This is a genomic window from Microbacterium gorillae, assembly GCF_000826185.2.
GTDB lineage: Bacteria > Actinomycetota > Actinomycetes > Actinomycetales > Microbacteriaceae > Microbacterium > Microbacterium gorillae.
Genome location: NZ_LN648875.1, coordinates 1,080,794 through 1,103,211 on the forward strand (window position 1 = coordinate 1,080,794; position 22,418 = coordinate 1,103,211).

The 22,418-nt window shown below is 69.7% G+C and carries 22 protein-coding genes; 7 read left to right on the plus strand and 15 right to left on the minus strand.

From position 1 onward, the window contains the following. Positions 1-9: 9 nt before the first annotated feature. Positions 10-1,689 carry an MFS transporter gene (locus BN1193_RS14625; protein WP_052460828.1) on the minus strand — a complete coding sequence of 560 codons (1,680 nt, stop codon included), beginning with the start codon at positions 1,687-1,689 and terminating at the stop codon, positions 10-12. Positions 1,690-1,810: 121 nt separating this feature from the next. Here BN1193_RS14625 and BN1193_RS14630 point away from each other — a divergent pair, with 121 nt between their 5' ends. Both BN1193_RS14630 and BN1193_RS14635 read left to right on the plus strand, forming a co-directional pair. After that, the gene (locus BN1193_RS14630; RefSeq protein ID WP_040167593.1) at positions 1,811-2,425 is read left to right on the plus strand and encodes a TetR family transcriptional regulator; all 615 of its coding nucleotides are present in this window, start codon (positions 1,811-1,813) and stop codon (positions 2,423-2,425) included. An 85-nt stretch (positions 2,426-2,510) separates the two neighbouring features. After that, entirely contained in the window at positions 2,511-3,005 is a 495-nt protein-coding gene (locus tag BN1193_RS14635; RefSeq protein ID WP_040167594.1) for a hypothetical protein, read from the plus strand. Positions 3,006-3,008: 3 nt separating this feature from the next. Here the strand turns inward: BN1193_RS14635 and BN1193_RS14640 are convergent, their stop codons facing one another. The 14 genes from BN1193_RS14640 to pdhA all read right to left on the minus strand — a co-directional run bounded on the left by BN1193_RS14640 (position 3,009) and on the right by pdhA (position 16,852). Further along, positions 3,009-3,779 carry an enoyl-CoA hydratase/isomerase family protein gene (locus BN1193_RS14640; protein WP_040167596.1) on the minus strand — a complete coding sequence of 257 codons (771 nt, stop codon included), beginning with the start codon at positions 3,777-3,779 and terminating at the stop codon, positions 3,009-3,011. Between the two features lie 66 nt (positions 3,780-3,845). Further along, positions 3,846-5,012: a 1,2-phenylacetyl-CoA epoxidase subunit PaaE gene (gene paaE, locus BN1193_RS14645; protein WP_094770560.1), complete on the minus strand. Its 1,167-nt coding sequence runs from the start codon at positions 5,010-5,012 to the stop codon at positions 3,846-3,848. 61 nt (positions 5,013-5,073) lie between these two features. Beyond that, entirely contained in the window at positions 5,074-5,562 is a 489-nt protein-coding gene (gene paaD, locus BN1193_RS14650; protein WP_040167598.1) for a 1,2-phenylacetyl-CoA epoxidase subunit PaaD, read from the minus strand. Further along, positions 5,562-6,380: a 1,2-phenylacetyl-CoA epoxidase subunit PaaC gene (gene paaC, locus BN1193_RS14655; RefSeq protein WP_040167599.1), complete on the minus strand. Its 819-nt coding sequence runs from the start codon at positions 6,378-6,380 to the stop codon at positions 5,562-5,564. The genes paaD and paaC overlap by 1 nt, the downstream gene beginning before the upstream one ends. Before the next feature lie 50 nt (positions 6,381-6,430). Beyond that, positions 6,431-6,736, minus strand: coding sequence for a 1,2-phenylacetyl-CoA epoxidase subunit PaaB (gene paaB / locus BN1193_RS14660; protein ID WP_040167601.1), 306 nt, complete (start codon positions 6,734-6,736; stop codon positions 6,431-6,433). Positions 6,737-6,779: 43 nt separating this feature from the next. Beyond that, positions 6,780-7,811 (minus strand): 1,2-phenylacetyl-CoA epoxidase subunit PaaA, encoded by a 1,032-nt coding sequence (paaA, locus tag BN1193_RS14665; protein WP_230206516.1) that lies wholly within the window; start codon positions 7,809-7,811, stop codon positions 6,780-6,782. A gap of 32 nt (positions 7,812-7,843) precedes the next feature. After that, complete coding sequence (locus BN1193_RS14670; protein ID WP_040167602.1) at positions 7,844-9,154, minus strand: AMP-binding protein; 1,311 nt, start codon at positions 9,152-9,154, stop codon at positions 7,844-7,846. Further along, the gene (gene paaI, locus BN1193_RS14675) at positions 9,154-9,594 is read right to left on the minus strand and encodes a hydroxyphenylacetyl-CoA thioesterase PaaI (RefSeq protein ID WP_230206517.1); all 441 of its coding nucleotides are present in this window, start codon (positions 9,592-9,594) and stop codon (positions 9,154-9,156) included. Before paaI ends, BN1193_RS14670 begins: the two co-directional genes overlap by 1 nt. After that, positions 9,591-11,654: a phenylacetic acid degradation bifunctional protein PaaZ gene (gene paaZ, locus BN1193_RS14680; RefSeq protein WP_040167603.1), complete on the minus strand. Its 2,064-nt coding sequence runs from the start codon at positions 11,652-11,654 to the stop codon at positions 9,591-9,593. Before paaZ ends, paaI begins: the two co-directional genes overlap by 4 nt. A 52-nt stretch (positions 11,655-11,706) precedes the next feature. Next, positions 11,707-12,630 carry a 3-hydroxyacyl-CoA dehydrogenase family protein gene (locus BN1193_RS14685; protein WP_407662118.1) on the minus strand — a complete coding sequence of 308 codons (924 nt, stop codon included), beginning with the start codon at positions 12,628-12,630 and terminating at the stop codon, positions 11,707-11,709. Next, entirely contained in the window at positions 12,627-13,361 is a 735-nt protein-coding gene (locus BN1193_RS14690) for an enoyl-CoA hydratase/isomerase family protein (RefSeq protein WP_040167604.1), read from the minus strand. Before BN1193_RS14690 ends, BN1193_RS14685 begins: the two co-directional genes overlap by 4 nt. After that, positions 13,361-14,656, minus strand: a complete 1,296-nt coding sequence (locus BN1193_RS14695; RefSeq protein ID WP_040167605.1) for a dihydrolipoamide acetyltransferase family protein — start codon at positions 14,654-14,656, stop codon at positions 13,361-13,363. The genes BN1193_RS14690 and BN1193_RS14695 overlap by 1 nt, the downstream gene beginning before the upstream one ends. A gap of 61 nt (positions 14,657-14,717) precedes the next feature. Beyond that, positions 14,718-15,737, minus strand: coding sequence for an alpha-ketoacid dehydrogenase subunit beta (locus BN1193_RS14700; RefSeq protein ID WP_052460830.1), 1,020 nt, complete (start codon positions 15,735-15,737; stop codon positions 14,718-14,720). Continuing rightward, a complete protein-coding gene (pdhA, locus tag BN1193_RS14705; protein ID WP_052460831.1) occupies positions 15,737-16,852 on the minus strand; it encodes a pyruvate dehydrogenase (acetyl-transferring) E1 component subunit alpha in 1,116 nt (371 codons plus the stop codon). Before pdhA ends, BN1193_RS14700 begins: the two co-directional genes overlap by 1 nt. A 146-nt stretch (positions 16,853-16,998) precedes the next feature. Between pdhA and BN1193_RS14710 the strand changes: the two genes are divergently transcribed. From BN1193_RS14710 to BN1193_RS14730, 5 genes are all read left to right on the plus strand, one after another. Then, the gene (locus tag BN1193_RS14710) at positions 16,999-17,451 is read left to right on the plus strand and encodes an Lrp/AsnC family transcriptional regulator (protein ID WP_195907880.1); all 453 of its coding nucleotides are present in this window, start codon (positions 16,999-17,001) and stop codon (positions 17,449-17,451) included. A 203-nt stretch (positions 17,452-17,654) separates the two neighbouring features. Then, positions 17,655-18,935, plus strand: a complete 1,281-nt coding sequence (locus BN1193_RS14715; RefSeq protein WP_052460832.1) for an ammonium transporter — start codon at positions 17,655-17,657, stop codon at positions 18,933-18,935. A gap of 57 nt (positions 18,936-18,992) precedes the next feature. Continuing rightward, positions 18,993-19,697, plus strand: coding sequence for a gamma-glutamyl-gamma-aminobutyrate hydrolase family protein (locus tag BN1193_RS14720; RefSeq protein ID WP_052460833.1), 705 nt, complete (start codon positions 18,993-18,995; stop codon positions 19,695-19,697). Positions 19,698-20,170: 473 nt separating this feature from the next. Beyond that, entirely contained in the window at positions 20,171-21,469 is a 1,299-nt protein-coding gene (locus BN1193_RS14725) for a quaternary amine ABC transporter ATP-binding protein (protein WP_040167606.1), read from the plus strand. After that, positions 21,469-22,383 carry an ABC transporter permease gene (locus tag BN1193_RS14730; protein WP_040167607.1) on the plus strand — a complete coding sequence of 305 codons (915 nt, stop codon included), beginning with the start codon at positions 21,469-21,471 and terminating at the stop codon, positions 22,381-22,383. The genes BN1193_RS14725 and BN1193_RS14730 overlap by 1 nt, the downstream gene beginning before the upstream one ends. Positions 22,384-22,418 lie beyond the last annotated feature (35 nt).

The window sequence follows — 22,418 nt, forward strand, 5'->3', positions numbered from 1 at the left end:
AGCCTGAGCCTAGGACACGGAGGCGCGCTCCTGGGACGGCAGGAAGAGGGTGAGCGCAGCCGAGGCGACGGCGGCCACCGCCGCGACGAGGTAGACCACGCCGAACCCGCCGCCGAGGGACGATCCGGCGGTGCCCATGATGTCGCCCTGGGCCGCCGTGATCGCCTGAACCGCACCGTCCACCGTCGCCTGCGGTGCACCGGACGCCGCGAGCTCGCCGGCGAACTGGCCGACGACGCCGTCCCAGCCGGACAGCCACGCCAGCGGGGGCACGTGCGACAGACCCTGCACGGCCTCGGCGGGGAGGCCTGCTCCAGTGAGCACACCCACGATGGGCCCGGAGAACGCGGCGGCACCGATGCCGAACGCGATCACCGAACCGATCACCGGACCGAGGGTGAAGCCCAGATCGCGCATGAGGCTGGTGGTGGCGGACGCCATGCCGATCTGCGATTCCTCGACCGTGTTGATCGAGACCGCGGTGATCGAGCCGATCGTCAGTGCGAAGCCGACGCCCAGCAGCAGGAGCGGGACGATGAAGGCGGTCCACGACGTCCCGCCGAAGCGCTCCGGCACTCCGAGCGTGAAGGTGGACAGCCAGAACCCGCTGACCGCGATCAGGAGGAAGCCGGTGGTCAGCAGCCAGCGCGGCGCGACCGTGTGGATGAGGCGGCCGACCACCGGGGCGAGCAGGAACGCCGGCCCCTGGATCAGGACGAACAGCACACCGATGACCCACACCGGCGACTGCGCGACCGCGCCCATCGAGATCGACGTCGCGAAGCACGTCGCGAGGAACGCGAACATGCCGACCACCGCGACGATCGACACGATCGAGAAGCTGCGGTTGCGGAAGAGCTCCAGGTGCAGCAGCGGCGCCGGGGAGCGCAGCTCGATGATCACGAAGGCGACCAGCAGCACGACTCCGATGATGTACGCCACGATCACCGGCGCGTAGGTGAAGCCGTGGTCCACCGCGGTGACGGTCGCGTAGAGCACTGCGATCAGTCCGACGGCGAACGTGAACTGACCGGGCAGATCCAGACGGCGGCCGGCCGGGGCGGAGGAGTCACGGGCGGCCAGCGACACGACGACGAGAGCGACGGCGGCCACGGCGATGAGCCAGTAGGACACCCGCCAGCCGCTGAATACGTTGGGCTCACCCGCGCCGCCCGGGACCGTGAGGAACTGGGCCGTGAGACCCGCCATCACCGGCGAGATGACCGCCCCGAGGGACAGGAATCCGGCCCACGTCGCGATGACCCGGGACCGCTTCGCCTTGTCCGGCGTCAGCGCGGACACCATCGCGAGGCCGATCGGGAACAGGAGGCCGGCCCCGATACCGATCACCGCCTGCGCGAAGATCATGAAGCCGATCGTCGTGGCGAGGGCGGACAGTGCGGCACCGGCGATCACCAGCACGCCGCCGGCGACGAGGAGCTTCTTGCGACCGAACTTGTCACCGAGCAGACCGAACGTGAGCTCGAACGCGACGATGCCGATCTCGAAGATCGCCGTGATCCAGGTCAGCCCCGCGCCGGTGGCGTGGAACTCGGCGGCGAAGGCACCGTTGAGAGCTCCCGGAACCGCATAGGCCGTCTGGGCGAGACAGACGGAGAGGAAGGCCGCGATGAACGTGGCTCTGACCGATCCGCGGGACGCGATGATCGTGCTGGTGGGCGCTGTCATGGGGGAACTCCTTCGTTCCGATGCCGTGGGGGGCGTTCTGTCTCGTGGTGCACTCAGAATGCCCTTCACTTTACGTCATGTCAAGTGATTTTTCGGAGCGTAACGGGACTACGCTGTCCGCATGGCGAACCTGCGCGAGAAGCAGAAGGCCCACACCCGGAAACAGTTGCTCGAGGAATCCCTACGACTGTTCACGGACAAGGGCTACAGCGCGACGACGGTCGATGACATCGCGACGGCGGTCGGCACCACGCGAGTGACCTTCTACGCTCACTTCGCGAATAAGGTCGATGTGGTCCGCGCCCTGTTCGACGAGCTGAACGAGGTCCTCGAACGCGGCCCGTCCGAGGAGCGCCACTCCACCGCGCGGTCGCTCGTCGAGGCGGTCCGGGTCGGGACCTTCGACTCGTTGCGCGACTGGCTCCTGGTGCAGGCGCAGCGCTGGCCGCGCATCCGCGACCACATCACGATCGTCATCGAGGCGTCCGCCGTCGATCCCGACATCCGGGCGTTGAAGGACGAGTGGTACGGCGAGGTCTCCGGGGACCTCGTCGAGGGCATGACCCTCGCGTCACGGCACGACCCGGCGACGCACCGCTTCCGCGCTTACCTGGCGCACGAGGCGCTCACCAGCGCCCACCTGAAGTGGAACCGCGAACCCTGGGACCTCGCCGGCGCCCCCCAGTTCGACGTCCTCGCCGCGGCCTGGGTGAGCCTCCTCGGCGACTCGGCCTAGTTCCGGATCCCCGGCACGCCCAGACTCCCCACCCGGTGACGGCGACGGACGACCGGCAGAGCCGTCGGGCGGCTATCGTGACGGGATGAGTCAGCGACGACCGGGGGCACGCGCGATCTGGCGATGGATCGGACTCGCGGCGGTCTTCGTACTGCTGTTCGGCACGTTCGTCGTGCTGTGCGCGATCGGCGTCATCACCATCACGCTGACGGACGGCACCGAACTCGCGTGCCCGCCCGCGATCGGCGTCGCGCTCGTTGTCGGGTGGGTCCTGCTCACCGTGGGGTTCCTTCGCCTCAGCTGGCCGCGGAGCGGCATCGACGTCGAAGACGGCGCGGCCACCCGCGGCACCTGGATGATGTTCGCGATGATCACCGGTGTCATCATCGGCGCGATCGCCGGACTCCTGTGGCTCGTTCCGCCGATGCTCACCGAGCGCCTGGGCGCCGGCGCGTTGCTCGGCACCGGCGCACGGGCGATACCCGCGATCATCATGGTGGTCCTGCTCGTGATCACGGTGGTCGCCATCATCTGTGGCCTGGTGCGGATCCTGCTCGCGGCGAAGCGGGATCGACCCTGATTGTCAGCGGCCCGTGAAGGTCGGGCGCTCCTTCGCCTGGAACGCGCGGAAGCCCTCACGGTAGTCGGCGGTGTCACGCAGCTGAGCCTGCGCGCGCGCCTCCTCGTCGAGCCACCGCCGCCACTCCCACGCCTGGTCCCGTGCCTTCGCGAGCATGCGCTTGCTGCGGACGAACGCGGCCGTGGGTCCGGTCGACACCCCGGCGGCGATATCGCGCGTGGTCGGCAGCAGCTCGTCGTCCGGCAGCACCCGCGAGAACAGGCCCGCGGACACCGCCTCGGCGCCCGACAGCATCCGACCGGTGTAGATCAGATCGAGCGTGAGATGGCTGCCGAGGCGATCCCGGAACAGGTCGTGGCCACCGGAATCCAGGATCGCGCCGAGCGCCCCGAACGGCGAACCGATCTTCGCCGACTCACCGAGGTAGACCACATCGGTCGCGATCAGCAGCCCGAGGCCGACGCCGAGCGCGGCGCCCTGCGCGGCCGCGAAGGTCGGAGCCGGGAACGCCGCCATCCGCTCCAGCAACGGCGTGAGCAGTCCGGACAGGTAGCCGTCCACGTCGTCGGTCGCCGGATCCACGCCGGCGATGTCCCGCCCCGCGCAGAACGCCCGTCCCTCGCCACGCAGCACGAGCGCCCGCACGCCGGCGGCCTCGGCCTCGCCGTACGCCGTCGCGAGATCGCGCAACGCCTGCTCATTGAGCGTGTTCAGCCGCTCCGGACGGTTCAGCACGATCTCGGCGACGCCGCCGTCGATGCTCAGGTCGATCACGAAGACACTCCCTTCACGCGGTCGCGGACGATCTCAGCCGCGTACCCGTCGATGATCATTGGATCCCTATACGTCGTAGTCCACGGCCACACGGTCGCTGGTGGGGTGCGACTGGCAGGTCAGCACGTACCCGCGCTCGAGCTCGTCCGGCTCCAGGGCGTAGTTCTCCGTCATCCGGACGGACCCGCTCAGCACCCGCGCCCGGCAGGTCCCGCACACGCCGCCGGAGCAGGCGTACGGCACATCCGCGCGCACCCGCAGCGCGGCGGTGAGGATGGACTCGTTCGCGCTGACCGGGCTCTGCACCGTCGTGGACTGCCCGTCCAGCGTCACGTCGATCGCAACGGTGGGTTCGCCCTCACGCACCTCGACCGGACGCGGCGTCGTCGGCCCCCCGCTGTTCTCCCCCGCCGAGAACAGCTCGTACCGGACGTGCCCGGAATCCACGCCCAGATCCGCGAGAGTGTCCCGGCACAGTTGCACGAGCTCCAGCGGTCCGCAGAGGAACCACTCGTCCACGGTCGCCGGCAGCACGAGCCGGTCGAAGATCGTCCTGAGGCGCTCCTCGTCGATCCGACCGGACAGCACCGGTGCCGCGCGCTGCTCCCGCGAGAGCACGTGGTGCAGCACGAACCGGGTCGGGTAGCGGTCCTTCAGGTCGGCCAGCTCCTCCACGAACATCACATTCGTCGAGGACCGGTTCGTGTACAGCAGCGTGAACCGGCTGGTCTCCGACCGCGCCAGCACGGCCGTGGCGAGAGCCATCAGCGGGGTGATCCCGGATCCGGCCGCGACGCCCACGACGTGCGCGTCGTCGAGGTCGGCGAGCGTGGAGGTGAACGCGCCCTGCGGACTCATCACGTCGATGCGGTCGCCGACGGCGAGGTCCGTCTGCGCCCACGTCGAGAACAGCCCGCCGTGGTCACGTTTGATGCCGATGCTCAGGCGTCCGGGCTCAGGTGGACGGCACAGCGAGTACGACCGCCGCAGCTCATGTCCCTCCAGCGTGGTTCGCAGTGCGACGTACTGGCCGGGCAGGTAGTCGTACTCCCCAGCGAGCTCGTCCGGCACCGCGAACGTCACCTCCACCGCGTCCTCGGTGAGCGGACGAACCGTGGACACCGCGAGTTCGTGGAACCGCGCGCGCCGCCGCGGGCTCCCGCTGCCACCCACGGCGGTGTTCAGCAGGGCGTCGGCGATGCGCTCGGTGTCGTTGAAAGTGGTGTCCGGCATCAGTGCACACCCCCTTCCGCACGGTGAGCGGCCGAAACGACGAAGCGCTCAGGGACGTTCATCAGTGCACCTTGAAGTGGTCGAAGGGTTCGAGGCAATCTCGGCACTCGAACAAGGACTTGCAGGACGTGGACCCGAACCGCGACACCTCGCGGGTGTTGAGCGACCCGCACCGCGGACACCGCACCGCGAGCGCGAGCGGAATCGGACCACGCACCCGTGCCCGCCCGGTCGGCGGGGCGATGCCGTACTCCTCGAGCTTGCGCTTGCCGTCCTCGCTCATCCAGTCGGTGGTCCACGCCGGCGACAGCACCAGGTCGACTCGCACGTGCGCGAAGCCGGCGGCCGCGAGCGCGAGTTCCACGTCGTCGCGGATCGTGTCCATCGCCGGGCACCCGGAGTACGTCGGCGTGATCGTCGCCACGAGGGTCTCCCCTTCGGCGCGCACGGAGCGCAGCACGCCGAGGTCCGCGATCGTCAGGACCGGGACCTCCGGGTCCACGACCGCCGCGGCCACCTCCCACGCGCGGGACTCCACCGAGCTGAGCATCACCACGTCGCCCCCGGATGAGCTCGAGCGAGCACCTGCAGCTCCGCGAGCGCGAAGCCCAGCGCGGGATGATGCACGCCGCGCCGGCCGCCGGCGCTGGAGGGCGGAACCTCCGGCATCGCGAGGTCCGCTTCACCGAGGACCGCGGCGAGCACACCGTCCACCGGCGCGCGCAGCTCCGAGGGTCGCACCGCCGCACCCTCGAGGCGCGCGATCAGTTCATCGTCGCGGAACAGCTCGTCCAGGAACGGCCACACGTCCGTCAGCGCCTGCGTCATCCGCTCCCGCGAGTAGTCGGTGCCGTCGGCCAGGCGCAGCGTCCACTGCACGGCGTGATCGCGGTGGTACTCCACCTCGCGGACCGCCTTCGCGGCGATCGCGGCGATCGTCCCATCCGTCGAGGACATCAGCGCGCCGTACAGCGCGAACAGGTACGACGAGGCCAGCAGCTGCCGCGCGATGGTGTCGGCGAAGTCGCCCCGGGGCAGTTCGAACAACCACGCGCTGCGGAAGTCCGGCTCGTCGCGGAAGTACGCCAGCTCGTCCTCGGTCCGGCCGTCGAACGTCCCGGCGTACCGCAGCAGCGAGCGCGCGTGACCGAGGAGGTCGAGCGCGATGTTCGCGAGGGCCACGTCCTCCTCCAGCTCCGGAGCCTTCGCCACCCAACCGGACAGCTGCTGCGACAGGATCAGGGCGTCATCACCGAGCCGCAGCGCGTACTCCGCGATGTCGGCGCTGGTCGCGCGCCCTTCAGCTCCGACGTACTCGGCATCGAGCTCGATGTCCTCGACGGTGACGTGGATGGTTTCGTCACTCACAGGTGCGGCGCGTCCACCCACACCGACATCGACGCCCGCATTGGAATCAGTCACAGGTGGGGCACCCCCTCGGCGGCGGTGTAGTACTTCGCGTGCCGGTAGTTCTTGCCGGCCGGGCTCTCGAAGAACGCACCCTTCGCGTCCGGATCGCTCGTCGTGATCGCGTCGGAAGGCACGACCCAGATGCTCGTGCCCTCGTTGCGGCGCGTGTAGAGGTCGCGGGCGTTGCGCAGCGCGAGCTCCGCGTCCGGCGCATGCAGGGATCCGGCGTGGACGTGACTGAGGCCACGATTCGCGCGAACGAACACCTCCCACAGTGGCCAGGTCTCTTGCGGCGATGCTCCCGGAGTCGTCATCTCACGGCCCCTTTCGCCGACACGCGAGCTCCCTGCGGAGTCATCACGCCACCTCCCGCTGATCCATGCGCTTCGCGGCATACGCCGCCGCGGCCTCGCGGACCCAGGCGCCCTCCTCATGCGCGACCCGACGGTTGCGCACCCGCTCGGTGTTCATCGGTCCACGGCCGGCGAGCACCTCGTGGAACTCGGTCCAGTCGATCTCGGACGTGTGCCACTGCTGCGCGTCCTCATCCCACCGCAGTTCCGGATCCGGCAACGTCACACCGAGGATCTCCGCCTGCGGCACCAGCATGCCGATGAAGCGCTGGCGCAGCTCATCGTTGGAGAACCGCTTGATCTTCCACGCCATGGACTGCGCGGAGTTCGGCGACGAGTCATCGGGGGGTCCGAACATCATCAGGCTCGGCCAGTACCAGCGGTTCACCGCGTCCTGCGCCATCTGCCGCTGCGCGTCGGTGCCGCGCATGAGCGACAGCAGGATCTCGAACCCCTGCCGCTGGTGGAACGACTCCTCCTTGCAGATCCGCACCATCGCCCGCCCGTACGGACCGTACGACGCCCGGCACAGCGGCACCTGGTTGCAGATCGCGGCGCCGTCCACGAGCCAGCCGATCGCGCCCATATCCGCCCACGTCGGCGTCGGGTAGTTGAAGATCGAGGAGTACCGCGCGCGTCCCTCGATCAGCTGGGTCGTCATCTCGTCCCGGGTGATGCCGAGCGTCTGGGCGGCGGAATAGAGGTACAGCCCGTGGCCGACCTCGTCCTGCACCTTCGCCAGCAGGATCGCTTTGCGTTTCAGCGACGGCGCGCGGCTGATCCAGTTGCCCTCCGGCTGCATGCCGATGATCTCGGAGTGGGCGTGCTGGGAGATCTGCCGGATCAGCGTCTTGCGGTACGCCGCCGGCATCCAGTCGCGCGGCTCGATGCGCTGCTCGGCGGCGATCAGCGCGTCGAAGACGGCCTGCTCGTCGGCGTCCGTCAGGGGTTGGAGCTGATTCACATCAGAGGTCGTGGCCGACTCCCCGTTGTTCTTCGCAACGCTGCGTCCGGCGTTCTCATCAGAGGTCATCATCGACACCTCGTTTCCACGATCGTCCTTCGTCATCAGGGTACGTCCGTCCCGACGGGTCGGTCGCGGAGATCGCGCAACCGCTGCAACTTGCCCTCACTGCGCGGCAGCTCGCCGGGTTCGGCGATCACGACGGCGACGGACGCGCCGATGTGCGCCTTGATCCGCTGCCGCAGCACCTCGGCGGCGGCCTCGCACGTGGCGCGGTCGAGGTCCGGATGCCGCTCGACGCGAGCGGTCAGAGCGTCCAGGTGCCCCTCCCGCGTCAGTTCCAGCACGAAGTGCGGCGTCAGCTGCTCGATGCCGAGCACCAGCTCCTCGATCTGGGTCGGGAACAGGTTCACGCCGCGCAGGATGATCATGTCGTCATCGCGCCCGGTGATCTTCTCGATGCGCCGGAACGCCGGGAACGCCGTTCCCGGCAGCAGCCGCGTGAGGTCCCGCGTGCGGTAGCGGATGATCGGGAACGCCTCCTTGGTCAGCGACGTGAACACGAGCTCACCGATCTCGCCCGGAGCCGTGGGCTCGCCGGTCTCCGGGTCGATGGTCTCGGCCAGGAAGTGGTCCTCCCACACGTGCGGGCCGTCCTTCGTCGTGACGGACTCGTTCGCGACACCCGGACCCATCACCTCACTGAGGCCATAGATGTCCACGGCGTCCAGGTCGAGCTTCCGCTCGATCTCCAGGCGCAGTTCGTTCGTCCACGGCTCCGCGCCGAGCACGGCGATCCGCAGCGACGAGGACCGCGGATCCATCCCGGCGGCCACCATCCCGTCCGCGATCGTGAGCAGGTAGCTCGGCGTGCACATGATGACCTCGGGCTCGAAGTCACGGATCAGTTGCACCTGTCGGGCGGTCTGACCGCCGGACATCGGAATCACCGTCGCGCCCAGGCGCTCAACGCCCGCGTGCGCACCGAGACCGCCGGTGAACAGGCCATAGCCGTACGCATTGTGGACCTTCATCCCGGGTTGCACACCGGAGGCCCGCAGGGATCGGGCGACGAGGTCGGCCCAGCGGTCCAGATCCCCCGCCGTGTACCCGACGACGGTGGCGCGACCGGTCGTCCCACTGGAGGCGTGGATGCGCCGGACATCCGCCATGGGCACCGCGAACATGCCGAACGGGTACGTCTCGCGCAGGTCCGCTTTCGTCGTGAACGGCAGGCGCGCGACGTCGGCGAGGGTCCGGACGTCCTCCGGCGCGACGCCGGCGGCGTCGAACTTCTCGCGGTACCGCGGAACGTTGCGGTAGGCGTGCTCCACGCTCCAGCGCAACCGCTCGAGCTGGACGGCCTCCAGCTCATCACGGTCGATCGTGTCGATGTCAACAGGCTCGAACTCCATCACTCCTCCGTCGGATAGGTGCGGTTCGTGGTCACCGAGCGGCCGCGGAACTCCGCGACCACCTCGTCCGACGCGTCCGAGACGGTGACGTCGTAGAGCCCGGTGCGCTTCGAGCGCGAGCGCCGGTTGGCCCGGGCGGTGAGCACGTCCCCGGCGCCGGTGGACCGCAGGAACGTGATGTCGGCCCCGGCCGCGACGGTGATCCGTTCGTCCTCATTGCAGGCGATCGCGAACGCGGTGTCGGCGAGCGCGAACACCAGGCCGCCGTGGGTGATGCCGAAGCCATTGAGCATGTCGTCGCGGACCGTCATCCGCACGACGGCTTCCCCCGGTGCGTAGCTGACCACGCTGATGCCGAGCGACTCCGACGCGGCGTCGTTCGCCAGCATTCGGGCGATCGGGTCTGCGGTCTCCGGAACACTCATCTCAGGATCACTCATCGGTCCTCCTTCGACACCAGCGTGAGCACGTCGTATGTCGCCACGATCTCGCCGTTCTGGTTGTGGATCACCGCGTCCCATCGGACCTCGCCGTACTCGTCGGTCTCCCGCGGCGTGATCTGCTTCGCGGTGAGCGTGACGCGGATGGCATCACCCGGCGAGACGGGCGTGATGAAGCGCAGGTTCTCCAGGCCGTAGTTGGCCAGCACGGGTCCCGGATCGGGGTCCACGAACAGTCCCGCCGCCCACGACACCAGCAGATAGCCGTGCGCGACCCGACCCGGGAAGAACGGGTTCGCGGCAGCGGCCTCCTCGTCGGTGTGGGCGTAGAACGTGTCGCCGGTGAACTCGGCGAAGTGGGCGATGTCATCGAGCGTGACGGGACGAAGCGCGGACGCGAACTGGTCACCGATCCGCAGCGTCTGCAGCGACCGGCGGAACGGATGACCCTCCTGCCGGACCTCCGCGCCGGGGTGCCAGACGCCGGTCAGCGCGGTGAGCACCCGCGGTGAGCCCTGGATCGCGGTGCGCTGCATGTAGTGCAGCACCGCCCGGATCCCACCCAGCTCCTCGCCGCCACCCGCGCGTCCCGGTCCGCCGTGCACGAGGTGCGGCACCGGAGAGCCGTGGCCGGTGGAGGTCCGCGCGTCGTCGCGGTCAAGGACGAGCACGCGGCCGTTGTACGCGGCGACGCCGGACACGAGCGCGGTGACGACGTCCGTGTCGGCACTGGCGACCGAGGTCACCAGTGACCCGCCACCGCGCTGCACGAGCGCGACGGCGTCCTCGACGGCCCGATACGGCAGCACTGAGGTGACCGGGCCGAACGCCTCGATCTCGTGCGCCGCGTCCGGGGTCTCGGCGCCGAAGCCGATCACCATCGGAGCGAGGAAGGCGCCGTCATCGGCGGGCCCGACCGTCCCGTCGGCGCGGGTGACGTCGGGCACCGTGACATCGCCGATCAGGGCGGTGCCGCCGGCGGCGAGCAGGCGGTCCACTGCGGAGACGACCTCGGCCCGCTGCGCGAGCGAGACGAGGGGACCCATCGTCACGGATTCGTCGTGCGGGTCACCGACGACCACGCGCTGAGCGATCCGATCGCGCAGCGCGGCCACGACCTCCTCGACCCGGTCAGCGGGAACGATGGCGCGACGGATCGCCGTGCATTTCTGTCCGGCCTTGGTGGTCAGCTCGACGAACAGCTGCTTGACGTACGCCTCGAACTCCGGAGTGTCCGGGGTCGCGTCCGGGCCGAGCACGGAGGCGTTGATCGAGTCGGTCTCGCTGGTGAACCGCACGCCGCCCGTCTGCACGGCGGCGTGGTCCCGCAGTTTCGCGGCCGTCGTCGCGGAACCGGTGAACGCGACCGTGTCCCCCAGACGGAGGTGCTCGAACAGATCCGGCACCGAACCGGACACCAGTTGCAGCGTCCCGGCGGGAAGGAGTCCGGACTCCACCAGGATCCGCACCCATGCTTCGGCCACGTACGCGGTCGGCGTCGCGGGCTTCACGACCGTGGGGACACCGGCCAGGAACGCCGGTGCGAATTTCTCCAGCGCACCCCACACCGGAAAGTTGAACGCATTGATCTGCACGGCCACGCCGGGCAACGAGGTGTAGATATGCCGACCGAGGAATGAGCCGTCCTTCGACAGCGGCTCGACCGGTCCGTCCAGGTGGACGCGGCCGTTCTCGAGCTCACGACGCCCCTTGGACGAGTACGTGAACAGCACACCGATCCCGCCGTCCACGTCCACGAGCGAATCGCGCAGCGTCGCACCGGCGCTCTTGCTCAGTTCGTACAGCTCACTCTTGCGCTCGGTGAGGGCGGCACCGAACTGCTTGAGCAGCACGGCCCGCTGGTGGAACGTCAGCGCGGCCAGCGATTCCGTGCCCACGGTGCGCGCGTGCTCGAGGACGGCGGCCAGGTCCAGACCGGCGGTGCTGACGTGCGTGACCGGCTCGCCGGTGGACGAGTCCCGCACCACGACGGCTTCGGCCCCGGCGTCGGGGGTCCACCAGCCGTCGCGAACGTAGCTCGGCAGCACAGCGGGGCTCATGACTCACTCCCGTCGGAGAACCCGTGACGATCCCGACACAGCACCGCAGCGCTCATGACTCACTCCAGTCGTAGAACCCGTGCCCGGACTTGCGTCCGGTCTTTCCCTCATCCACCATCCGGCGCAGGATCTCGGGCGGCTCGAACCGATTGCCGAGCCGGCGCTGCAACTCCTCCGCGATCCCGAGCCGGACATCCAGCCCCACGATGTCCGTCGTCCGCAGCGGACCGGTCGGGTGACGATAGCCGAGCTCCATCGCGGCGTCGATGTCGGCGGGCGACGCGACCCCCTCCTCGACCATGCGCATGGCTTCGAGTCCGAGCGCGACACCCAACCGGCTGGACGCGAAACCGGGTGCGTCCGCGACGATCACCGCACGTTTTCCGAGCGCGGCGACCCAGCCCGCAGCGCGATCGACCACCTCCGGCGCGGTCTCAGCTCCGTGCACGATCTCGACCAGGGCGGACGCCGGCACCGGGTTGAAGAAGTGCAGCCCGAGGAAGCGCTCCGGTCGCTTGACGGCCTCCGCCAGCGCTCCGATCGGCACCGATGACGTGTTCGTACCGATCACCGCATCCGGCCGAACCGTCGCGGAGACCCGACGCAGGGTGTCCTGCTTCAGCTCGACGTCCTCGGGCACCGCCTCGATGACGAGATCCGCATCCCGCAGCAGGCCGAGGTCGGTGCCGACGGACAGCTGCCCGCCGAGCTCACGCTCGTTCACGGTCGGATCCTTGCCCGCGGAGCGGGCCAGGGAGCCGAGCACGTTCGATCGGGCCCCGTCCGCGGACTCGTCGTCGCGCTCGACGAGGACGACCCTCGCACCGGCGAGGAGGAACGCGTGCGCGATCCCGGACCCCATCCGCCCGCCACCGACGACGCCCACCGTGCGGGGAACTGCTGTCGCCTCACTCATGGTGCTCCGCCCCTCCGCCGACGGCGCCCCCGATCCGGGCACCGCTGCCTCCTCCGTCATGACTTCCTCTTCTCCAGGAACGCGGTCATCCGGCGATGCTTCTCCGGACTCTCGAACAGTTCCGCCTGCAGCTCCAGCTCGATGTCGGGATGCGCGTCCGGGGCGGCCGCGAGCGCGGTCTTCGTGTGCCGCAGCGCGAGCGCGTCGTTCGCGCCGATGCGGTCCGCGAGCGCGTGCGCCGCGTCCAGCAGTTCGGCGGCGGGATGGATCGCGGACAGCAGTCCCCAGGCGAGTGCCTCGTCCGCACGCAGCACGCGGCCGGTCAGCAGCAGCTCAGCCGCACGAGCCTGGCCGACCAGTCGCGGCAGGCGGTAGGTCCCGCCGGCGGCGGCGATGATGCCGAGGCCGACCTCGGGGTTTCCGATCCGCGTGTCCGGCGTCCCGATCCGCAGGTCCGCGGCGTACGCGAGCTCGGCGCCCCCGCCGAGCGCGTAGCCGTCGACGGCGGCGATGACCGGCATCGGCAGGCGCGCGATGCGGTCGAACGCGCGGGTGTTGATCCCCATTCGCGCATCGGCCGCGGTCCGTTCCCGCAGCTGCGCGATGTCCGCGCCGGATGCGAAGACGCCATCGGCACCGGTGAGGATCAGCAGTCGCGGGTGCGCCTCCAGGTCGGCGCAGAGCTCGTGCAGCGCGTCGATGAGCGCCTGGTCGATCGCGTTACGGGTCTCGGGGCGGTTCAGCGTGGCGACCACCCGGCCGGCGGTCTCGGTGATCTCCAGGGCGCTCATCACAGGCCCCGGAACAGGCCGAGCGGGTGCTCGATCGAGCCCACGATGTGGCGGAGGAACCCGGCCGCGTAGCCGCCGTCGCACACCCGGTGGTCGAACACGAGCGAGAGCTGGCCGATGCGACGCGGGACGATCTGGCCGTCCACCACCCAGGGCCGCGGAATGATCCGACCGACGCCGAGGATGGCCACCTCGGGGTGGTTGATGATCGCCGCCGAGCCGTCGACGCCGAACGAGCCGTAGTTGTTCAGCGTGAAGGTCGACCCGGCGAGATCGGCCGGTGCCAGGTGCCCGGTGCTCGCCACCGCGGCGATCTCGCTGAGCCGCCGATCCAGCTCGCTCAGCGTCAGCGCGCCGGCTCGGGAGATGCGCGGCACGACGAGACCGCGCGGCGTGTCCGTGGCGATGCCGAGGTTCACCTCGTCGAACGTGATCAGCTCATCGCCGGACGGTCCGACCCGGCTCGCCAGCAACGGGTACTCCCGCAGCGCGAGCAGCACGAACTTCGCCAGCAGTGCGGTCAGGGACGGTGCGGCGTCCGCACCTGTGCGCAGCTCGGCGCGCAGGTCCCACAGCCGCGTCGCGTCCACATCCACCCAGACGGTCGCCTCGGGGATCTCGCGGCGACTGGTCGTGAGCTTGTCGGAAACCGCGCGGCGGAGCATGGAGAACGGTTCGCGGGTGGCGACGGCGAGGTCAGCGGGGAGGTCGGGTGCGGGCGCCGGGGAATCGGTGGCGGCGGCGAGAACATCCGCGCGGGTGATGACCCCGCCCGTTCCGGTACCGGTGATCGCGTGCAGGTCCAACCCGAGATCGCGCGCGAGACGACGGATCAGCGGCGAGCGGACGGCGATCGCGTGGCCCGGATCGACGGGCTCGGGCACCGGAATCGGACCGGTGTCGGCCCTGGGTGCGCGGTGCCGTCGCGCGGGGCCGTCGTGTCCGGAGGTGCCGTAGCCGATCAGCACGTTGCCGGACCCGGCCCGCTCCTCAGCACGGTGCGCGTCCAGCTCAAGACGATCGGGTTCCGGCGCGGGGTCGCCTGTTCCGCTGTCGACTTCCAGCACCGGGGCCCCGACGCGGATGACGTCTCCCGGCTCGCCGTGCAGCGCCACGACGCGTCCGGCGAACGGCGAGGGCAGCTCGACGACCGACTTCGCCGTCTCCACCTCGGCGACGGCCTGGTCCACGGCGATCTCGTCACCGGTGTGCACGAGCCAGGTCACGAGGGCGGCCTCGGTCAGCCCCTCCCCGAGGTCCGGAAGGCGGAACAGCGATGTCGCGGCCACGCTCATTCGTCACCCCAGTTCAGACTGTCGATCGCGTCCAGCACCCGGACAACCACACCAGGCGCGATCATTCGTCACCCCAGTTCAGACTGTCGATCGCGTCGAGGACCCGATCGACGTCGGGCAGCGTGAACCGCTCGAGCTTCGGCGGCGCGTAGGGGATGTCGAAGCCGGTGACCCGGCGCACGGGAGCTGCGAGGAACTCGAAGCAGTACTCCCCGATGCGCGCCGCGAGCTCGCTGGCGACCGAGGCGAAACCGGCCGCCTCCGCGATCACCACCGCGCGTCCGGTCCCGCGGACGGCGGCGAAGATCGTCTCGTCGTCGCACGGTGTGAGGGTCCGGACGTCCAGCACCTGCACGCTGCGCCCCTCGGAGGCGGCGACCTCCGCGGCGTCCAGCGCGATACCGACGGAGGTGCCGTAGGTGACCAGCGTGACGTCGGTCCCGCTCCGCGCGATCGCCGCCTCCCCGATGCGCGCGACGTGCGTGGTGTCCACCTCACCCGCGCTCCAGTACAGCTTCTTCGGCTCCAGGAAGACGACCGGGTCCGGGTGCTCGATCGCGGCACGCAGCAGGCTGTACGCGTCCTGCGGGGTCGACGGGCACACCACGGTCAGGCCGGCGGTGTGCGCGTAGTACGCCTCGGACGAATCGCAGTGGTGCTCCACCCCACCGATGCCACCGCCGAACGGAATGCGGATCACCATCGGCACCCGGACGGCGCCGCGCGTGCGGTTGGCGAGCTTGGCGACGTGGCTGACGATCTGCTCGAACGCCGGGTACGCGAAGGCGTCGAACTGCATCTCCACGACCGGACGCAGGCCGCCCATCGTCATGCCCACCGCGGTGCCGATGATCCCCGACTCGGCCAGCGGGGTGTCGAAGCAGCGCTTCTCGCCGAACGTCGCGGCCAGGCCGTCGGTGACGCGGAACACACCACCGAGCGTGCCGACGTCCTCACCGAACACCAGCACGGACGGGTCGGCGAGCATCGCGTCCGACAGCGCCCGGTTCAGCGCGGCCGCCATGGTCAGAGTCTCGGTGGTTCCGGACGGCGCCTCGGCGTGCAGTTCTGCGATCGTCATCATTCGACTCCCTCGGTATCGCGGCGGATCTCGTCCTGCAGGCCCATCCACTGCCGTTGCAGGTGCTGCGGACGCTCGGCGTAGACGAAGCGGAACAGGTCCTCCGGGTCTGGCTCGACCTCGGCGTTCATGGCGTCCCGCAGGGCAGCGGCCACGCGCTCGGCGTCCGCGGTGAAGCGCTCCTCGGTCACGTCATCCAGCGCGCCGACCTCTCGCAGGTACGCCCGCGAGCGCAGCAGCGGGTCGCGCTCGACCCACGCCGCGACCTCGCTGCGCTCCCGGTACCGGGTGTCGTCGTCGGCGTTCGTGTGCGCGAGCATCCGGTAGGTGTGCGCCTCGACGAGCGTCGGTCCACCGCCGTCCCGGGCCCGAGACACCGCCGAGCGCAGCACTGCGAGCACCGCCGCGACGTCGTTTCCGTCCACGCGCTCACCGGGCATGCCGTAGCCGATCGCCTTATGCGCGAGGGACGGGGCCGCGGTCTGGCGGGACAGCGGAACCGAGATGGCGAACTCGTTGTTCTGCACGAAGAAGACCACGGGGAGGTGGAACACGGCGGCGAAGTTCAACGCCTCGTGGAAGTCGCCCTCGCTGGTGGCCCCGTCGCCGCACATCGCCAGCACGACCATGTCCTCGCCCTGCAGCGTCGCGGCGTGCGCGCGTCCGACCGCGTGCAGCAGCTGGGTCGCGAGCGGCGTCGCCTGCGGCGCAACCCGGTATTCGTGCGGGTCGTAGCCGCCGTGCCAGTCACCGCGCAGCAGCACGAGAGCCTCGGCCGGGCTGACTCCGCGGGTGATCACGGACACCGAATCGCGGTACGTCGGGAACATCCAGTCGCCGTCTGCGAGCGCCAGTGCGGCCGCCACCTGGCAGGCCTCCTGGCCGTGCGAGGACGGATATACCGCCAGCCGCCCCTGCCGGACGAGGGCGAAGCACTGCTCGTTGATGCGCCGTCCGGTCACCAGCGCGGCGTGCGCGGCGAGCAGGTCAGCGACATCCGGTGTCGGGTACTCGGCATCGTCGCGCAGTGTGCCGGACGGGTCGATGAGTCGGACCGGTTCGTCCCGGGGAAGCAGGGTCTCTGCTGGTGCCGTCACGGTGTCTCCTGTGATCATCACGTCGTCGAGATGGACAAGACACACCCAGCGTGGCTCACGGCGAGGCGATCGGATAGCCTGGGCGCCACACGCGAGACGTTCTGCGCGTTCCGGGCCCACGAATGACGCATTCGTCTCACCTTCTGTCGAGAGGATGACAACCGATGTCCCACGTCCTGGACGACGTCGATCGGGCGATCCTCGGCGCCCTGCGCCGGGATGCGCGCGCCTCCATCAACGTGATCGCGCAGCAGGCGGCGGTCTCCCGCGCCAACGCCTACGCGCGCATCAAGCGCCTCACCGATTCCGGCGTGATCACCGGGTACCGCGTGCAGACGGATCCGGTCAGCGAGGGCTTCCACGCCTCCGCCTACGTCGCACTGTGGGTCGACCAGACCAAGTGGCAGGAGCTGCGCTCCGGGCTGATCGCGATGCCGGCGATCGAGCACGTCGCGCTCGTCGGCGGCGAGTTCGACGTCCTGGTCCTGGTCCGCGCGCGCGACAACCGCGACCTCCGCCGCATCGTCCTGGAGCAGATCCAGGCGCTCGCCGGGGTCAAGACCACCCGCACCTTCCTCGTCTTCGAGGACTGGGACGCCCACCTCCCGGAGTCCTGAGCACCCGAAACACACGGACACCGATTCAACCCGGCGCCTCCGACGGGCGGTGCCCCGAGCGGTCGAAACACACAGGCACCGATTCAACCCGGCACCTCCGACCGGCGGCGCCCCGAGCGGTCGAAACACACTCGAAACAACCACGTCACGATGGGGAATCGTCGCCGTGGAATCTTGGCATCCGAGACGATCGGAGGGCCGTGATGGATGATTCGGGCCAGGTGAACACGCTGCTGCTGCTGGTGTCGGGAGCGCTCGTGCTGCTGATGACCCCGGGGGTGGCCTTCTTCTACGGCGGCCTCGTGCGGGCGAAGTCCGTGGTCAGCATGATGATGCTGAGCCTCGGCGCGATGGGCCTCGTCGGGGTGCTGTGGGTGCTGTTCGGGTACTCGATGGCGTTCGGCAAGCCGCTGATTCCGGGCTGGCTGGGAGACCCGTTCGCGGACTGGGGTCTGCAGTCCTTCCTCGGCATGGACGGTTCCGGGGCGCTGCACCCGGACGCGAACGGACTCGCGTTCGCCGCGTTCCAGGGCTCCTTCGCGATCCTGGCCATCGCGCTGATCTCGGGCGGTATCGCCGACCGCGCCCGCTTCGGCGGCTGGATGCTCTTCGTCGCGATCTTCGTCGTCGTGGTCTACTTCCCGGTCGCGTACTGGGTGTTCAACCTCAAGGACGGGTGGGGCCCGGCGCTCGGCGTCAACGACTTCGCCGGTGGGACCGCGATCCACATCAACGCGGGGGCCGCAGCCCTCGCTCTGGCGCTCGTCCTCGGCCGCCGCATCGGCTTCGCCAAGGGCGCGCACAAGCCGCACAGCGTTCCGCTCGTGCTCCTCGGGGCCGCCCTGCTGTGGTTCGGCTGGTTCGGCTTCAACGCCGGTTCCGCCGCCGCCGTCGACGGAACCGCCGTGCTCGCCTTCATCAACACCATCGCCGCCCCGGCGGCCGGCATCGTCGGCTGGCTCGTCGTGGAGAAGCTGAAGGACGGCAAGCCGACCTCGATCGGTGCCGCGTCCGGCGCGATCTCGGGGCTGGTGGCCGTCACGCCCGGATGCAACATCCTGACGCCCTGGTGGGCGCTCGTGCTCGGCCTCGTCGCCGGAGCCCTGTGCGCCTGGGCCGTGGAGCTGAAGTACCGCTGGGGCTTCGACGACTCTCTCGATGTCGTCGGCATCCACCTGATCGGCGGACTGTTCGGCACTCTCTACATCGGCATCTTCGGCCAGGGCATCGGTCTGCTGGACACCGGCAGCCTGCACCAGCTGGGGGTCCAGGCGCTCGCCTCCGTCGTCGTCCTCGTCTGCTCGTTCGTCGCCGCCTACGCCATCGGCTGGGTCGTCGAGAAGACCATCGGCTTCCGAGTCCGCAGCGAGGATGAGCTGGCCGGCGTCGACCTGGCCCTGCACGGCGAGTCCGGCTACGTGATGGCGGACGGGGGCGTCTCCGACGATCCCGTCACCGAGCCCGACTACGCCCTGACCCACTGACCCGGTCGGACGCCGCGAGCCCCCGCGCGGCGTCCGACCGTTCGAACGGAGAAGCGGATGCGCCCCCTGCTGGCCCTGCACGTGCGCGACGATCGCCCGCACGCACCCCACTACCAGGTGCTGCTCGACGACCTCAACGCGGGTTTCCGCGCCGGCGCCACGGCGGCGGGATGGAGTGTCGAGCTGGTCGCCACGGCCGACGCGGAGCACGACCAGATCCTCGATCGGGCTGCCGGCGCGGGCGCGGTGGTCGTGCTCGGTGGTGAGGACGTCACCCCGGCACTGTACGGCGGGCGCGCCGTCTATCCCGGTAGCGGACACCATGAGCCACGCGCCGACGCCATCGCCATCGCGGTGATCCAACAGGCGATCGCCACGGGCATCCCCCTGCTCGGGATCTGCCGGGGGCATCAGCTGCTGAACGTCGCCCTGGGCGGAACCCTCGTCGAGCACATGCACGGGCACCGAGCCCGCAGCGTCTCGCCGTACGTCCGCACCCGGGTGTCCCGCGCCGCGGTGGATGACCCCGATCTGCTGGACGGCGAGGACGCGCTGTGCACCCACCACCAGGCCGTACGCGATGTCGGCGAAGGCCTGCGCGTGATCGCTCGAGCCGCGGACGGCGTCATCGAGGCCCTGGCCCACGAGCGCGCCCCGGCGCTCGGTGTGCAGTGGCATCCGGAGCATCCGGACGTCTCCGGCACCCAGCTGGTCCGGCTGCTGGAGCTCATCGCGCCGGATGGCACCCTTCCGCCCGGCTAGCAACCCCGCACCGTGCGGACGGGCGTCTCATATGAGATTCCGCTCATGTTCGTTGACGCGGAACGAGGCTCATCCGATGATCGCGCGGACGCGAAAACGTGCGCGTACGAAAGACGAGGCATCCCCCACCACCACAGGGATCGCGGCGGCGCCCACCGACCGCGCAACGGAGCCCGCGAGGCCCGGATTTCCGGGGCGAACGCCCGTGATGTGCTTCATGCAGCGACTTGCCCCGCTCGCGAGGACCTGCCTACGTTGGAGTGTCAGGCACCACGCCTGAAAGACCAGTCCGCGGCCGCATCCTTCGTCGAATCGTGCTGAATCGTCGTGATGTGGGCGTACGGTCATGACCTTTGCCCGGAGCCGAATCCGGAGCCCGAGTCGCCAGCACGCACGTCGAGCGGCCACGTGGTCATCACCCGGGCGTAACCGAAGCGGCATCGCACCCGACACCGGCGGGCCGCAGGGGAAACGTGACCGAAATCGCTCTTGAGGCGCACCATCTGTACAAGGTCTTCGGACGAAATCCACGGCAGGCCGTGGAGCGACTGAAGGCCGGAGAATCGCGCGACGACGTCCGCGATTCCGGCACCGCCGCCGTCATCGATGCGAGCTTCTCCGTCAACCGCGGCGAGATCTTCGTGATCATGGGCCTGTCCGGTTCCGGGAAGTCCACGCTGATCCGCATGCTGAACGGCCTGCACGACACGACCGCCGGGACGATCACCATCGGTTCCGACGAGATCACCGCCGCGTCCCCCGCTCGGCTGAGGGAGATCCGTCGCGACCGCGTCTCGATGGTGTTCCAGCACTTCGCCCTCCTGCCGCACCGGACGGTCGCGGCAAATGTCGCCTACCCGTTGGAACTCAAGGGCGTCGGCAAGGACGAACGCCTGACCCGTGCCCAGGAGATCCTGTCGCTCGTGGGCCTGGACGGTTGGGGCGAGATGCTTCCGTCCGAACTCTCCGGCGGCATGCAGCAGCGCGTCGGCATCGCCCGTGCCCTCGCGGCCGACACCGACATCCTGTTGATGGACGAGGCGTTCAGCGCGCTGGATCCGCTGATCCGCCGCGAGATGCAGGAGCAGCTGATCGAGCTGCAGCAGAAGCTGCAGAAGACCATCGTCTTCATCACCCATGACCTCAACGAGGCCATGTTCCTCGGCGATCGCATCGCTGTCATGCGCGACGGCCGGATCGTCCAGATCGGCACGCCTGAGGACATCCTCACCGATCCGGCCAACGACTACGTCGAGCAGTTCGTGCAGGACGTGGACCGCGCCCGCGTCCTCACCGCCGCCAACGTCATGGAACGCCCGCGCCCCGTCGTGGCCGAATCCGCCGGCCCCCGCACCGCCCTTCGCGAGATGCGTGACAACTTCACCTCGGCGGTCTACGTCGTCGGCCGCGACCGCATCCTGCGCGGCATCGTCACCGACCGCGACGCCGTCAAGCTCATCCGCCGTGGCGTGAACTCGCTGTCTTCGATCCTGAAACCGGTCCCGCAGAGCGTGGACGAGTCGTCCGTGCTGATGGACCTGTTCGTCCCCGCGGTCGAATCGGTGCTGCCGCTCGCGGTCACCGACGCGAACGGGCGCCTGGTCGGCGTCATCCCGCGCATCACCCTGCTCGCCGCCCTCGGCCCCGGCCCGACGGCGACCGACGAGCTCACGCTGCCGCTGCAGCCGCTGGAGACGAGCGAGATCAACGCGATCCTCGACGAGACGGCGCCGCCGTCCGAAGCGGGTCGGACCGAGAGGGAGGTGCGCTGATGGACGGCTTCCGCATTCCGATCGGCGACTGGGTCGCCGACGCCGTCGACTGGGTTCAGGTGAACCTCGAGTGGTTGCTGGATTTCATCACGATGGTGATCAAGTTCCTCGTCAACGGCCTCTCTGACGTCCTCGTGGACACGCCCTGGTGGGCCGTCACGGTCGTCGCCGCCCTCCTCGGCTGGATGTTCCGCTCGTGGCAGCTGGGCGTCGGGACGCTGCTCTCGTTCACCCTGATGGCCGCGATGGGCGTGTTCACGGGAGCGATGCAGACGCTCGCGCTCGTCCTGGTCGCCGCCGTCGTCGCGGTCGTCATCTCGGTGCCGTTGGGCATCTGGTCCGCCCGCAGCGCCCGCGTGCGCGCCGTCGTGAAGCCGATCCTCGACCTCATGCAGACGATGCCCGGCATGGTCTACCTGGTTCCGGCCATCGTGTTCTTCAGCATCGGCGTGGTCCCGGGCCTCGTCGCCACCGTCATCTTCGCTCTGCCTCCGGGCGTGCGCCTGACCGAGCTCGGCATCCGCGGCGTGGACGGCGAGACCGTCGAGGCCGGTGAGGCGTTCGGTGCCACGCGCGGACAGATCCTCCGCGGCATCCAACTCCCGCTCGCTCTGCCGACGATCATGGCCGGCGTCAACCAGGTCATCATGCTGTCGCTGTCGATGGCCGTCATCGCCGGTATGGCCGGCGCCGACGGACTCGGCAAGTCCGTGGTCGAGGCCGTCTCGACCGTCAACACGGCCAAGGGTGTCGAGGCCGGACTCGGCGTCGTCATCATCGCCGTGTACCTGGACCGCCTGTCCGCCGCGCTCGGCAACCCGAGCGCCTATCGCTCGTCGCTGCTCGGCATCCTGTCCCGCCGTCGCAACGACCGCCGACGTGCAGCCGCCGCCACGGTGGCCGTCCCCGCTTGAACCCGAACCCATACAGCACCAGAGATCCGATACGA